This is a genomic window from Microbacterium sp. TW_SC_2, from assembly GCF_055361165.1.
Genome location: NZ_CM143952.1, coordinates 2,013,666 through 2,027,164, shown reverse-complemented (window position 1 = coordinate 2,027,164; position 13,499 = coordinate 2,013,666). Strand labels below are relative to the sequence as shown.

Sequence of the window (13,499 nt, the reverse complement as noted above, 5' to 3'; positions counted from 1 at the left end):
TGGACATGATCAGACCCGACCTCACCCTCCCGATCCCCGAGACGATCACCTCTGCCCACTTCATCGGTATCGGTGGCTCGGGTATGAGCGGTCTCGCCCGTATGTTCCTCGATGCCGGTATCCGCGTCTCCGGCTCGGACCGTGCCGACAGCGACAATCTCCGTGCGTTGGCCGCGGCCGGCGCCACGGTGCACGTGGGGCATGACGCCGCGCACCTCGGAGACGCCGACACCGTCGTGCACACCGGCGCGATCTGGCCCGAGAACCCCGAGTTCGTCACAGCCAAGGAGCGCGGCCTGCACGTGATCCACCGCTCCCAGGCCCTGTTCTGGTTGATCGGATCGCGGCGACTGGTCTCCGTCGCCGGGGCGCACGGCAAGACCACTTCGACCGGGATGATCGTCACGGCGCTGCGCGCGCTCGGGGCTGACCCCCACTTCGTGAACGGGGGCGTCATCGAGCAGCTGGGCACCTCGAGCGCCACAGGCTCCGACGATCTCTTCGTGATCGAGGCGGACGAGTCGGACGGCACATTCCTGCTCTACGACACCGCGGTCGCGCTGATCACCAACGTCGACCCCGACCACCTCGACCACTTCGGATCGGAAGAGGCCTTCCACGACGCGTTCGTCCGCTTCGCCGATGCGGCCCGCGAAGCCGTCGTGATCTCGAGCGACGATGCCGGCGCGGTGCGGGTCGGTTCCGGGCTCTCCCACCCGAACGTGATCTCGTTCGGACAGGCGGCCCACGCCGACGTGCGCATCACGGACATCGCCACCGACGGTCCGGTCTCGGCCACCCTCACCCACGGAGAGGACAGCGCACGGATGCAGCTCGCTGTGCCCGGTGTGCACAACGCGATCAACGCGGCGGGAACGGTCACGGTCCTCCGCGCACTCGGATTCCCCCTGGTCGATGCCGTGCGGGCGGTCGAGGGATTCGCGGGCACGGTGCGCCGCCTCGAGCAGCACGGCACCGAACGCGGCGTCACGGTCTACGACGACTACTCGCACCACCCGACGGAGGTCCGCGCGGCCCTCGAAGCGCTGCGCACGCTCTCCGGCTCCGGTCGGATCATCGCTATTCAGCAGCCCCACACCTACTCGCGCACCCAGCACATGTACCAGGAGTTCGCCGACGTGCTCGAGGAGCTGGCCGACCACACGGTGATGCTCGATGTGTACGGTGCGCGCGAAGACCCCGTGCCCGGTGTCACGGGTGAGCTCGTGAGCGATGCCTTCCGTGATCCCACCCGTGTGCACTATGTGGCGGACTGGCAGCAGGCCGCGGACTACACGGCCGACGTCGCCCGCGACGGCGACTTCGTGATCACGCTCGGCTGCGGCAACGTCTACCAGATGATCCCGCAGGTGCTGGAGTCGCTGCGCCGTCCCGTCGAGGCGTAGCCCATGCGCCGACCCCCGCCGCTTCCCACCCGGGAGACACCCGGTGAGGATGAATCCGCGCAGCAGCCCATCGTGAGATCGCGGGGGCGATCGAGCACGTCGCACGACGACGTCACTGTGGCACCGATCGCGATGCGTCCGGTCGACGGCGACGCGGACGGCCTCGACGGCGTCGCGCCGACGTCGTCACGTGACGTCTGGCGTGCGGCGCGCGCACGGAGGAAGGCGCTGCGGGGCGAGATACGGCGGTTCACGCAGCGTTCGCGCCGCCGGCGGATCGTCTGGTGGAGCAGCGTCGGCGCGATCGTGCTGCTCATCGGCGGGAGCGTGGCCGCCGCGTACAGCCCGCTCTTCGCGGTGGAGAAGATCACGGTGGCCGGGGCCTCGACGCTCGACCCCGCCGCGATCGAGGCGGCCCTCGCGGAGCAGATCGGCACCCCGCTCGCGCTCGTGGACTCGAGTGAGGTGAAGGCCGCCCTGCTGGCGTTCCCGCTGATCGAGACCTACTCGCTGGAGGCGCGGCCTCCGCACGATCTGACGGTGCGGATCGTCGAACGCACCCCGGTCGGGGTCATCCGCTCGGATGCGGGGTACACCCTCGTCGATGCCGCGGGGGTCGCACTGTCGACGACCACGGATCAGCCGGCCGGTCAGCCGCTGCTCGAGATCACCGGCGGAATCGAGTCGGTCGGATTCGAGAGCGCCGGTCTCGTCGTGCGCTCGCTTCCGGCCGACATCCGGTCTCAGCTCACCGGTGTCCGGGCCAGTACCGCGGATGACGTGACCCTCACGCTGAGCACCGGCCTGACGGTCGTGTGGGGGAGTGCGGAGGAATCTCCGACCAAAGCGCTCGTGCTCGCGCGTGCGCTGGCCGCCAACCCTGAGGCCTCCACGATCGATGTGTCGTCGGCGGAGACGGCCGTCGTCGGCTGATCGGCGCGGCTTCGGGCGCATTCCGAGAGGAATGAAGCGACACGCCCGTGTCGCTGCGGGCGCACGGAGATGCGGCGCATACCTTCGATCAAGAGAACGCAATACCGGGAAACACTTTACACCTCTAGTTGAGGTTTAAGGTTCAATCCCGCTTTCTCGACACTACGTAGGGTTCGACTAATCGGAGGCCGGCCATGAGCCAGAACCAGAACTACCTCGCCGTGATCAAGGTCGTCGGCGTCGGCGGTGGCGGCGTCAACGCCGTGAACCGCATGATCGATCTCGGGCTCCGCGGAGTCGAGTTCATCGCCGTCAACACGGACGCCCAGGCGCTTCTCATGAGCGACGCCGACGTCAAGCTCGACGTGGGTCGCGAGCTCACCCGCGGCCTCGGCGCCGGAGCCGACCCCGAGGTCGGGCGGCGCGCCGCCGAAGACCACGCGGAAGAGATCGAGCAGGCGCTGACCGGCGCGGACATGGTCTTCGTCACGGCCGGCGAGGGCGGCGGAACCGGTACCGGTGGCGCTCCCGTCGTCGCCCGCATCGCGCGCTCGATCGGCGCCCTCACCATCGGTGTGGTCACCAAGCCGTTCTCCTTCGAGGGCCGTCGTCGACAGAGCCAGGCGGAAGAGGGCGTCGCGAAGCTCAAGGAAGAGGTCGACACCCTCATCGTCGTTCCGAACGACCGACTCCTCGAGATCAGCGACCGCGGCATCTCGATGATCGAGGCCTTCGCGACCGCCGACCAGGTCCTCCTCGCCGGTGTCCAGGGCATCACCGACCTGATCACGACCCCCGGACTCATCAACCTCGACTTCGCCGACGTCAAGTCGGTCATGCAGGGTGCGGGGTCCGCGCTCATGGGCATCGGTTCCGCGCGGGGCGCTGACCGCGCGATCAAGGCTGCTGAGCTGGCCGTGGAGTCTCCGCTGCTCGAGGCGAGCATCGAGGGTGCGCACGGCGTGCTGCTCTCCATCCAGGGCGGATCCAACCTGGGCATCTTCGAGATCCACGATGCGGCCGATCTGGTCAAGGAAGCCGCTCACCCGGAGGCCAACATCATCTTCGGAACGGTCATCGACGACACGCTCGGCGACGAGGTGCGCGTCACCGTCATCGCCGCCGGATTCGACGGGGGAGAGCCCTCGTTGCGGCTCGACCCGATGGTCGTGTCCCGTCCGGCCGCAGCGGCGACGCTCCCCGAGGTCCCGCTGTCGACCGAGTCCGCGCCGACGCCCGCCGCAGAGTCGAAGCCGGTGCAGCAGCCCGTCCCCGCGACGAGCATGGAGCCGGCCTTCGCCGATGACGACATCGACATCCCCGAATTCCTGAAGTGACCTCTCCTCAGGCTCAGCAGGAATCGAGCCTGGCAGCGCGGCTGTCGGCGGTCGACGAACGGATCGCCGACGCCGCGCGACTCGCCGGTCGCTCGGCCGATGAGATCACTCGCATCGTGGTGACGAAGTTCCACCCGGCATCTCTCATCCGCGAGCTGCACGCGTTGGGTGTGAGCGAGGTCGGCGAGAACCGTCAGCAGGAGCTGACGGCCAAGCAGGGCGAACTCCAGGAGCTCGACCTGCGCTGGCACTTCATCGGTCAGGCCCAGACGAACAAAGCAGGAGCGATCCGTCGGAGTGCGGACGTCGTGCATTCCGTCGATCGTGATCGGCTCGCCGACGCCCTGCACCGTGCGGCGCACGACGACACTCGTCTCGACGTGCTCGTGCAGATCAATCTGACGGACGATCATGACCGCGGGGGAGTCGTGCCCGCCGAGGCGGTGGCTCTCGCGGAACACGTGCTCGCGTTGCCGAGCCTGCGTCTGCGCGGGGTGATGGCCGTCGCTCCTCTCGATGAGGAACCGGCATCCGCCTTCGCACGCCTCAGAGATGTCGCGGACTCCGTCCGCGCCGTCGATGCCGGAGCCGCCTGGATCTCGGCAGGGATGACGGGCGACTTCGCCGAAGCCATCGCCGCAGGCGCGACACACCTGCGGATCGGCTCCGCAATCACCGGACCCCGGCCCGACCGGGGTTAACCTCTAAACAAGACCACCCGACACGTTCGACCGGAGGACACGATGGGTAACCCGCTGAAGAAGACCATGGTGTACCTCGGCCTGGCCGACGAGGAAGAGACCTATGAAGAGGAGCAGCAGGCACCAGCCCGCGCTCACCGCGACCGTGACCGCGACGAGCCCGCACCGGCGCCCGTCACCCCTCTTCGGCGCCCCGTCGCCGTTCGTCAGCCTGCGGCCGGCGCTGTGAACGAGATCCTCACGGTCCACCCCAAGCAGTACCGTGACGCCCAGCTCATCGCTGAGAGCTTCCGCGAGGGTGTTCCGGTCATCATCAACCTCTCGCAGATGAGCGACGCGGATGCCCGGCGTCTGATCGACTTCGCCAGCGGCCTGTCGCTCGGCCTCTACGGTCGCATCGAGCGCGTGACCTCCAAGGTGTTCCTGCTCTCGCCGGAGAACATCGCGGTCTCGGGTCATGGCGGCATCGCGCACGCAGACGCTGAGTCTGCGGGCTTCGACCAGTCGTAGCCCCGTGGGCTTCATCTCCGTCGTCGCAAGCATCGTCCATCTGGTCCTGCTGCTCTACATCTTCGTGCTCTTCGCGCGCCTGATCCTCGACTACATCCCCCTGTTCAACAGGGAGTGGCGTCCCAAGGGATTCGGGCTCGTGGCTGCGGAAGCCGCGTACACGCTCACCGATCCGCCGATCCGGTTCTTCCGGCGCATCATCCCACCGTTGCGCATCGGCACGCTGTCGCTCGACTTCGGCTTCGCCATCACGATGCTGATCGTGCTCATCCTCATGAACATCGTGCGGCTCTTCATCTGACCTCCGCCGAGCCGGTTTCCCGGGTGTCGTGACATCGCGGCGCCAAGCTGCGGGGACTATGCTGGCACCCAGGCGCGCCCCCCGGGTTCGCGCCACATCACGACCACGCCATACACAACTGGCAACCGAACTCATCGAAAGAGGAGCCACTCATGGCACTTACCCCGGATGACGTCGTCACCAAGCAGTTCCAGCACGTCCGCTTCAAGGACGGCTTCGACCCGGACGAGGTCGATGACTTCCTCGACGAGATCGTCATCGAGTGGCGCAAGGCCCTCGAGGAGAACGCCGAGCTGAAGGCGAAGCTGGCCGCGTACGAGTCGGGTGAGACCCCGGCCGCTGAGACCGCCGCCGCGGAGCCGGCCGCCGAGGCTCCCGCCGCTCCCGCTCCTGCCCCGGTCGTCGAGACTCCGGCGGAGCCCGCTCCGTCCGGTTCCGCCACCGCGACCGCCGGCATCATCGAGCTCGCCCAGCGTCTGCACGACGAGCACGTGGCCGAGGGTGAGGCGAAGCGCAACCAGCTCATCGCCGACGCCGAGAACGAGGTCACCCGCATCCGCACCGAGGCCGAGGCCAAGCAGCGCGAAGAGACGGCACGCCTGGAGCGCGAGCGCAACACGCTCGAGGCCCGCATCACCGAACTCCGCAACTTCGAGCGCGACTACCGCTCGCAGCTGCGCGGCTACATCGAGGGTCAGCTCCGCGACCTCGACGAGAAGTCGGCGTCCACGGACTCCACGCCTGTCTCCGCGATCGGACTGTAGGTCGTAGGTCTTGACACGTCGTCCCCTTCGTCGATCGGCGGCCGGCGCGATCGTTGCGGTTCTCGCAGCGGTCGTGCTGGCCGCCGATCAGTTTGTGAAGTACCTCACCGTCACCTACCTCCCGCTCCAGGAGCCGGTGCATGTTCTCGGTGAGTTCCTGCAGCTGTATTCCGTGCGCAACCCGGGCGCCGCGTTCTCGCTCGGCTCCGAGGTGACCTGGATCTTCACGATCGCCCTCGCGGTGGTCGCCGGGATCATCATCTGGAAGGCGACGGGCCTGCACTCCCGGCTGTGGGCCGTGGTGCTCGGATGCCTGCTCGGCGGTGTGCTGGGAAACCTGGGTGATCGTCTCTTCCGCGAACCGGGATTCCCGGTCGGCCATGTCGTGGACATGATCTCGATGCCCTGGATGATGCCTGCGATCTTCAACGTCGCCGACATCTTCATCGTCACCGGCATGATCTCGGTCGCCCTCCTCATCGTCTTCGGCCTTCGGTTCGACGGCACGCGGGAGCGGGACCACGCTCTGGTCGAGACCGAGGAGGAAGCCGAGGCTGCCGCCATCGCGGAAGCGGAAGTCGGCGGTCAGGCCTCAGCGGACGAAGGACGGTGACGGTGGAGTCACGCTCCCTCTTCGTGCCCGACGGGCTGGAGGGCACCCGGGTCGACGCCGCGCTGGCGAGGATGCTCGGCTTCTCCCGCACCTTCGCCGCGGATGTCGCGGCGGCCGGAGGCGTGCGGCTCGACGGCGTCACGCTCGACAAGTCCGACCGCCTGCGGGGCGGCGGCTGGCTCGAGGTGGAGTGGGCGCCCAAGGAGGCACCGAAGATCGTTCCGATCGCGGTACCCGAACTCGGTGTCGTGTACGACGATGACGACATCATCGTGGTCGACAAGCCCTCCGGCGTCGCAGCGCACCCCTCTGTCGGGTGGGAGGGGCCGACCGTGGTGGGCGCCCTGGTGGCTGCCGGTTTCTCCGTCGCCACGAGCGGCGCCCCGGAACGTCAGGGCGTGGTGCATCGTCTGGACGTCGGCACCAGCGGGCTCATGGTCGTCGCGAAGTCCGAACGGGCGTACACGGCGCTGAAGCATGCCTTCAAGGCGCGCACCGTCGAGAAGATCTACCATGCCGTCGTGCAGGGGCACCCGGACCCGCTCGCCGGCACGATCGACGCCCCGATCGGCCGCCATCCGAATCACTCCTGGAAGTTCGCGGTCGTCCCCGACGGCAAGGAGTCGGTGACACACTACGAGACCCTTGAGGCGTTCCCCGGCGCGTCGCTGCTCGAGATCCACCTCGAGACCGGCCGCACGCACCAGATCCGCGTGCACATGGCCGCCCACCGGCATCCCTGCGTCGGCGATCCGCTGTATGGCGCCGACCCGACGCTGTCCGCACGGCTCGGGCTGACCCGGCAGTGGCTGCACGCGCACAGGCTGGCTTTCACACACCCGGCGACGGGTGAGTGGGTCGAGTTCGAGTCGCCGTATCCGGCGGACTTCCAGCATGCCCTCGGCGTGCTCCGGGGGGAGTAGTCGGAACTCTCCCCGCTGAATGTCGGTGCGCGGGGGGAGACTGGGCGCATGAGCATCCAGGTGCGCCCCGCCACCGAGTTCGACGACGTCGCGACGCTGGTCGGTCCGAAGAAGCCGACGTCGAACGTCTGCTTCTGCCTGAGCTATCGGATCGGCAGCGCGGAGAACGTCGCGTTGAAGGGCGAAGCACGGGCCGACCGGGTCCGCGAACTGTGCCATCAGGATCCGCCTCCCGGTGTGATCGCGTACCTCGACGGCGACCCGGTGGGCTGGGCCGCGGTGCATCCGCGACGCGACACGAGCTTCGCGCGCCATCGACTGATCCCGCACGTCGACGAGCTCGATGTGTGGTCGCTGTGGTGCATCCGTGTTCGGCCCGGGTATCGCAAGCAGGGGATCTCGCATGCCCTCGTCGCGGGTGCCGTGGAGTACGCACGCGAGCGCGGAGCGCCCGCGATCGAGGCGTACCCGGTCGACAACGGGGCGGAGCGGGTGAATCCGACGATGGCCTACGTCGGCACGAGAGCCTTGTTCGAGGGCGCAGGCTTCGAGAAGGCGGCAGACACGGGGTCTGTGCTCGACGGGTTCCCGCGCGTGGTGATGCGTCTCGGGCTCACATGACCGGAAAGTCGTGGGAGATTTCGTGAACCATCCGGCGTCGCATGAACAATACATAGCGTGAGCACAGACAGCGAGATCATCCGGCGGTCGCTAGAGCACCCACCTGCCTTCGCCCAACTGTTCGATCGGCACTCACGTGCGGTCAACGCGTTCGCGAGCTATCGGATCGGTCAACCTGCCGCGGAGGACGTCTTGAGTGAGACGTTCCTTGTGGCGTTCCGCCGTCGAGCCGACTTCGACTCGAGTGTCGAGTCGGCCGCGCCCTGGCTGCTCGGTATCGCTGCACGGCTGATCCGCCGGCATCGAGCGGTCGAAGCGAAACACTGGCGGTCTCTTGCCGCGGCGGTGACGGGCGAGGAGCTCTCGACGGAGGGAGGCGTCGACGAGGCGATGGCCAGGCTCGACGCCGAGCGGGCCGTGCACGCGATGCGATCTCGGATCGCCGGACTCGCGCCGCGGGATCGGGAGACCCTGCTTCTGTATGCCTGGCAGGGATTGACCTACGAGGAGATCGGAGAAGCGCTCGGTGTGCCGGTGGGCACGGTGCGGTCGCGATTGAACCGTGTCCGGCGTCGTCTGGACCCGGGCCGCAGACCACAGGGAATCGCGCAGGTCGTCGAGGGCATGGAGCAGGGAGAGTCCCATGAACGTGTTTGAGGAAGTGCAGAAGGCTCGTCCGGAGATCGACGGCGCCGAGGGAAGCATCTCGGTGGCGCGCACCCGGCTCCTGGCCGAGATCCACACCGAGCGGCGCCCTGCGCGATCGCGTGCGGCCAGACACCCGTGGATCATCACGTTCGGCCTGGTCGGTGCGGCGGCGGCGGTGACGGCGGGAGTGCTCGTGGTGGGCCACCTCACTGCACCGACGCCGACGGTCGTGGCCGAGCCGACGCGCACGCCGGGTCCGGTGCTCGTGCCGACCCCGGCGCCATCGCCGACACCCACCCCGATGACGGGGTCGGAGGTGCTCGTGGGAGCGGCGAACGCGGCGGCGGGGTTCGCCCCGCCGGCCCTCGCTCCAGGGCAGTATCTCCGGCGTGCGTGGACGACAGATTCCCTGAGCGTCTTCGATGCCGCACTCGGCTACGAAGGGCAGCCCGGGTATGACGTATCGCGCGCGACGGCATCAAGCGGATGGGTGATCAGTCGCAGTGGCGCGGACTACGCGCCGGCTGATCTTCGCTCGCAGTGGTACCAGGAGTGGGGGGCGCCGGTCGCAGGCAGCGTCTACGGGGACGAAGCGCAGGCTCTCGGGGGGCAGAACGAGACGATGCAGCGCTATGGGCCGGCGGTCACAGCGTTCCCGTCGGAGGCACCGCGGCTCCCCGGGAGCGGCGCCGAAGACGTCCTGTGGTTCTTCGAGAACCTGCCACGCGACCCGGACGCGATGATCGCGAGCATTCACGACTACGTGGGCGCGGATGCGCAGGGATGGGTCGACGGCAAGGTCGGGTGGTTGCTCATCGGCTTGCTGTCGCACAACGTCGGTGAGCCGGAGATGCGAGCGTCGATGTTCCGGGCGCTCAGTCTTCTCCCCGGTTCGACGGTAGGCGCGGAGGAGAGCGGGCGACGCACCGTCACATTCGACTCCCACCTCGGCTCCTCCGAGGATGCGCAGACATCACTGCGCCGGTTCACGGTGACGATCGACATGGCGACGGGACTCGTCACGGAGACCACGGACACCAGTTCTGTCGGACAAGGTCTGATTCCAGAAGACGTTCCCGACGTCAGGATGACCTTCGAGATGAGCGTCGTCGACACACTTCCGTGACGGATCGCGCCGACCTCTGGCGGAGCACGGCTCGTCAGTGAAGCCCCGACACCGACCTCCGGTGTCGGGGCTCAGCCGTAAACTCGAACCCATGGCATCCGACTCCTTCGCGCACCTGCACGTCCACAGCGAATACTCGATGCTCGACGGGGCCGCGAAGATCTCGGCGATGACCCAGGCCGCCGCCGACTACGGCATGCCGGCCATCGCGGTGACCGATCACGGCAACACCTTCGCGGCCTTCGAGTTCTACAAAGCGGCCAACGCCGCGGGCGTGAAGCCCATCATCGGCCTGGAGGCGTACGTCACCCCGGGTACCCATCGCAGCGACAAGACCCGCGTGCAGTGGGGCTCCCCGGACCAGAAGAGCGACGACGTCTCCGGTTCCGGCGCGTACACACACATGACGCTGTGGAGCGAGAGCACGCAGGGCATGCACAACCTGTTCCGGCTCAGCTCCCGGGCGAGCATGGAGGGCTACTACTTCAAGCCGCGCATGGACCGCGAGCTGCTGCAGACCCACTCCAAGGGGCTGATCGCGACGACGGGGTGCCCCTCGGGCGAGATCCAGACCCGTCTGCGTCTGGGGCAGTATGAGGCCGCGCGCGCCGCCGCCGCCGAGTTCCAGGACCTCTTCGGCAAGGAGAACTACTTCGCCGAGATCATGGACCACGGGCTCTCCATCGAGCGCCGGGTCATGACCGATCTGCTCCGTCTGGCGAAGGATCTGAGCATCCCGCTGGTCGGCACGAACGACTCGCACTACACGCATCAGCACGAGGCCGATGCGCATGCCGCGCTGCTCTGCGTGCAGTCGGGCTCGACGATGGACGACCCGAACCGCTTCAAGTTCGACGGCGACGGCTACTACATCAAGACCGCCGCGGAGATGCGGCAGCTGTTCCGCGATCACCCCGAGGCGTGCGACAACACGCTGCTGATCGCCGAGCGCTGCGAGGTCGAGTTCAACACGGCGGCGAACTATATGCCGCGCTTCCCCGTGCCCGACGGCGAGACCGAGGACAGCTGGCTGATCAAGGAGGTCGAGACCGGCCTCCAGTACCGGTACCCGGGCGGCATCCCCGACGCCGTGCGCACGCAGGCCGAGTACGAGACCGGCATCATCCTGCAGATGGGGTTCCCCGGCTACTTCCTCGTCGTCGCCGACTTCATCAACTGGGCCAAGGACAACGGCATCCGCGTGGGGCCGGGGCGTGGATCCGGTGCAGGGTCCATGGTCGCGTACGCCATGAGGATCACCGACCTCGACCCGCTCGAGCACGGCCTCATCTTCGAGCGCTTCCTCAACCCGGACCGCGTCTCGATGCCCGACTTCGACGTCGACTTCGATGACCGTCGCCGCGGCGAGGTCATCGAGTACGTCACGAAGAAGTACGGCTCGGAGCGCGTCGCGCAGATCGTCACCTACGGCACGATCAAGTCGAAGCAGGCGCTGAAGGATGCCGGGCGCGTGCTCGGCTTCCCGTTCAGCATGGGGGAGCGGCTGACCAAGGCCATGCCCCCGCCCGTCATGGGCAAGGACATGCCGCTCGACGGCATGTTCGACTCGGCGCACCCGCGCTTCAAGGAAGCCAGCGAGTTCCGGGTGCTCATCGAGACCGACCCCGAGGCGAAGACGGTCTTCGACCGCGCACTCGGGCTCGAGGGGCTGAAACGCCAGTGGGGCGTGCATGCCGCCGGTGTCATCATGTCGTCGGAGCCGCTGCTCGACATCATCCCGATCATGAAGCGGGAGCAGGACGGCCAGATCGTCACGCAGTTCGACTACCCGTCGTGTGAGTCGCTCGGCCTGATCAAGATGGACTTCCTGGGGCTGCGAAACCTCACGATCATCTCGGATGCGCTCGACAACATCCGCTCGAACCGGGGCGAGGAGCTCGACCTCGAGAAGCTCGAACTCGATGATCGCGGCGCGTACGATCTGCTCGGACGCGGCGAGTCGCTCGGCGTGTTCCAGCTCGACGGCGGGCCGATGCGCGCGCTCATGCGCCTGATGAAGCCGGACAACTTCGGTGACATCTCGGCCCTCATCGCCCTGTATCGACCGGGACCCATGGGCGCGAACTCCCACACGAACTACGCCCTTCGCAAGAACGGGGCGCAGCCGATCACGCCGATCCATCCGGAGTTCGAGGAGTCGCTCGCCGACATCCTCGAAGAGTCCTACGGTCTGATCATCTACCAGGAGCAGGTCATGGCGATCGCCCAGCGCGTAGCCGGGTTCTCCCTCGGACAGGCCGACATCCTCCGCCGCGCGATGGGCAAGAAGAAGAAGTCCGAGCTCGACAAGCAGTTCGCCGGGTTCCAGGCGGGCATGCATGCCAACGGCTACTCCGACGGTGCCGTCAACGCACTGTGGGAGATCCTGCTGCCGTTCTCGGACTACGCCTTCAACAAAGCGCACTCGGCGGCGTACGGAGTGGTGTCGTATTGGACGGCCTACCTCAAGGCCCACTATCCCGCCGAGTACATGGCAGCGCTGCTCACCAGCGTCGGCGACTCCAAGGACAAGATGGCGCTGTACCTGAACGAATGCCGCCGGATGGGCATCAAGGTACTGCCGCCCGACGTGTCCGAGTCGATCAACTACTTCGCCGCCGTCGGTGACGACATCCGCTTCGGCCTCGGGGCCGTCCGCAACGTCGGCAGCAACGTGGTCGAGGGTATCGTCGCGGCCCGCAAGGACGAGCGCTTCTCGTCGTTTCACCACTTCCTCGACAAGGTCCCCCTGCACGTCTCGAACAAGCGCACGGTCGAGTCGCTGATCAAGGCCGGCGCCTTCGACTCGATGGGCGATACCCGCCGTGCCCTCTACGAGGTGCACGAGGATGCCGTCGAGGCCGCGGTCGACCGGAAGCGCAACGAGGCACAGGGGGCGATCGGCTTCGACTTCGACAGCCTCTACGACGGCACGGAGGAGGTCGCGCCCGCCAAGGTGCCGGCGAAGCCCGAGTGGATCAAGAAGGACAAGCTCGCGTTCGAGCGCGAGATGCTCGGACTCTACGTCTCCGACCATCCGCTCGCGGGGCTCGAGGTGCCGCTCGCCAAGCACGCGTCGCTGTCGATTCACGACCTGAACAACTCGGACGACATCCAGGACGGCGATCAGGTCACGGTGGCGGGGTTGGTCACCAGCGTGCAGCATCGTGTGGCCAAGGCGAGCGGCAACCCCTACGGCATGATTACCGTCGAGGACTTCAACGGCGAGGTCACGGTGATGTTCATGGGCAAGACGTACATCGAGTTCCAGCACACGCTGCAGCAGGACGCGATCCTCGCGGTGCGCGGTCGGGTGTCGCGTCGAGATGACGGCCTCAACCTCCACGCGCAGTCGGCGTTCTCGCCCGACGTCGGATCGTTCGACGCGGCCGGCCCTCTCGCGTTGGTGTTCGCCGAGCAGCGCGCGACCGAGCGGGTGATGACCGAGCTGGCCGAGGTGCTGCGCCGCCATACGGGCGACACCGAAGTGCTGCTGCGCGTGCACCGAGGCGGCACTGCGAAGGTGTTCGAGGTCCCGATGCCGGTCAAGGTCTCTGCCGACCTGTTCGGTGACCTCAAGTCGCTTCTCGGACCGACCTGCCTGGGGTGAGCGGGT

The 13,499-nt window shown here is 67.5% G+C and carries 13 protein-coding genes; all 13 read left to right on the top strand.

The window, feature by feature from the left end:
• Positions 1 to 5 precede the first annotated feature (5 nt).
• The 13 genes from murC to dnaE all read left to right on the top strand — a co-directional run bounded on the left by murC (position 6) and on the right by dnaE (position 13,493).
• Entirely contained in the window at positions 6 to 1,406 is a 1,401-nt protein-coding gene (murC, locus tag ACWA14_RS09625) for a UDP-N-acetylmuramate--L-alanine ligase (RefSeq protein ID WP_463792828.1), read from the top strand.
• Between the two features lie 3 nt (positions 1,407 to 1,409).
• Complete coding sequence (locus ACWA14_RS09620; protein WP_463792826.1) at positions 1,410 to 2,339, top strand: cell division protein FtsQ/DivIB; 930 nt, start codon at positions 1,410 to 1,412, stop codon at positions 2,337 to 2,339.
• 194 nt (positions 2,340 to 2,533) lie between these two features.
• On the top strand, positions 2,534 to 3,676 hold the full coding sequence (gene ftsZ / locus ACWA14_RS09615) for a cell division protein FtsZ (RefSeq protein WP_463792825.1): 1,143 nt from the start codon (positions 2,534 to 2,536) through the stop codon (positions 3,674 to 3,676).
• Positions 3,673 to 4,377 (top strand): YggS family pyridoxal phosphate-dependent enzyme, encoded by a 705-nt coding sequence (locus tag ACWA14_RS09610; RefSeq protein ID WP_463792822.1) that lies wholly within the window; start codon positions 3,673 to 3,675, stop codon positions 4,375 to 4,377. The genes ftsZ and ACWA14_RS09610 overlap by 4 nt, the downstream gene beginning before the upstream one ends.
• A 42-nt stretch (positions 4,378 to 4,419) precedes the next feature.
• On the top strand, positions 4,420 to 4,887 hold the full coding sequence (locus tag ACWA14_RS09605) for a cell division protein SepF (protein ID WP_463792820.1): 468 nt from the start codon (positions 4,420 to 4,422) through the stop codon (positions 4,885 to 4,887).
• Positions 4,888 to 4,891: 4 nt separating this feature from the next.
• Positions 4,892 to 5,188 carry a YggT family protein gene (locus tag ACWA14_RS09600; protein ID WP_463792819.1) on the top strand — a complete coding sequence of 99 codons (297 nt, stop codon included), beginning with the start codon at positions 4,892 to 4,894 and terminating at the stop codon, positions 5,186 to 5,188.
• A 152-nt stretch (positions 5,189 to 5,340) separates the two neighbouring features.
• Complete coding sequence (locus ACWA14_RS09595; RefSeq protein ID WP_463792817.1) at positions 5,341 to 5,952, top strand: DivIVA domain-containing protein; 612 nt, start codon at positions 5,341 to 5,343, stop codon at positions 5,950 to 5,952.
• Between the two features lie 49 nt (positions 5,953 to 6,001).
• Positions 6,002 to 6,565 carry a signal peptidase II gene (lspA, locus tag ACWA14_RS09590; RefSeq protein ID WP_463797418.1) on the top strand — a complete coding sequence of 188 codons (564 nt, stop codon included), beginning with the start codon at positions 6,002 to 6,004 and terminating at the stop codon, positions 6,563 to 6,565.
• Positions 6,566 to 6,567: 2 nt separating this feature from the next.
• Positions 6,568 to 7,488 (top strand): RluA family pseudouridine synthase, encoded by a 921-nt coding sequence (locus ACWA14_RS09585; protein ID WP_463792815.1) that lies wholly within the window; start codon positions 6,568 to 6,570, stop codon positions 7,486 to 7,488.
• Positions 7,489 to 7,536: 48 nt separating this feature from the next.
• The gene (locus ACWA14_RS09580) at positions 7,537 to 8,109 is read left to right on the top strand and encodes a GNAT family N-acetyltransferase (protein WP_463792812.1); all 573 of its coding nucleotides are present in this window, start codon (positions 7,537 to 7,539) and stop codon (positions 8,107 to 8,109) included.
• A 57-nt stretch (positions 8,110 to 8,166) separates the two neighbouring features.
• On the top strand, positions 8,167 to 8,766 hold the full coding sequence (locus tag ACWA14_RS09575; protein WP_463792809.1) for an RNA polymerase sigma factor: 600 nt from the start codon (positions 8,167 to 8,169) through the stop codon (positions 8,764 to 8,766).
• A complete protein-coding gene (locus ACWA14_RS09570) occupies positions 8,753 to 9,883 on the top strand; it encodes a hypothetical protein (RefSeq protein WP_463792806.1) in 1,131 nt (376 codons plus the stop codon). Before ACWA14_RS09575 ends, ACWA14_RS09570 begins: the two co-directional genes overlap by 14 nt.
• A gap of 91 nt (positions 9,884 to 9,974) precedes the next feature.
• The gene (gene dnaE / locus ACWA14_RS09565) at positions 9,975 to 13,493 is read left to right on the top strand and encodes a DNA polymerase III subunit alpha (RefSeq protein ID WP_463792804.1); all 3,519 of its coding nucleotides are present in this window, start codon (positions 9,975 to 9,977) and stop codon (positions 13,491 to 13,493) included.
• Positions 13,494 to 13,499 lie beyond the last annotated feature (6 nt).

Coding starts and splice junctions, on each gene's coding strand:
- murC (WP_463792828.1), top strand. CDS start 6: ATGATCAGACCCGACCTCACCCTCCCGATCCCCGAGACGATCACCTCT.
- ACWA14_RS09620 (WP_463792826.1), top strand. CDS start 1,410: ATGCGCCGACCCCCGCCGCTTCCCACCCGGGAGACACCCGGTGAGGAT.
- ftsZ (WP_463792825.1), top strand. CDS start 2,534: ATGAGCCAGAACCAGAACTACCTCGCCGTGATCAAGGTCGTCGGCGTC.
- ACWA14_RS09605 (WP_463792820.1), top strand. CDS start 4,420: ATGGGTAACCCGCTGAAGAAGACCATGGTGTACCTCGGCCTGGCCGAC.
- ACWA14_RS09595 (WP_463792817.1), top strand. CDS start 5,341: ATGGCACTTACCCCGGATGACGTCGTCACCAAGCAGTTCCAGCACGTC.
- ACWA14_RS09580 (WP_463792812.1), top strand. CDS start 7,537: ATGAGCATCCAGGTGCGCCCCGCCACCGAGTTCGACGACGTCGCGACG.
- ACWA14_RS09570 (WP_463792806.1), top strand. CDS start 8,753: ATGAACGTGTTTGAGGAAGTGCAGAAGGCTCGTCCGGAGATCGACGGC.
- dnaE (WP_463792804.1), top strand. CDS start 9,975: ATGGCATCCGACTCCTTCGCGCACCTGCACGTCCACAGCGAATACTCG.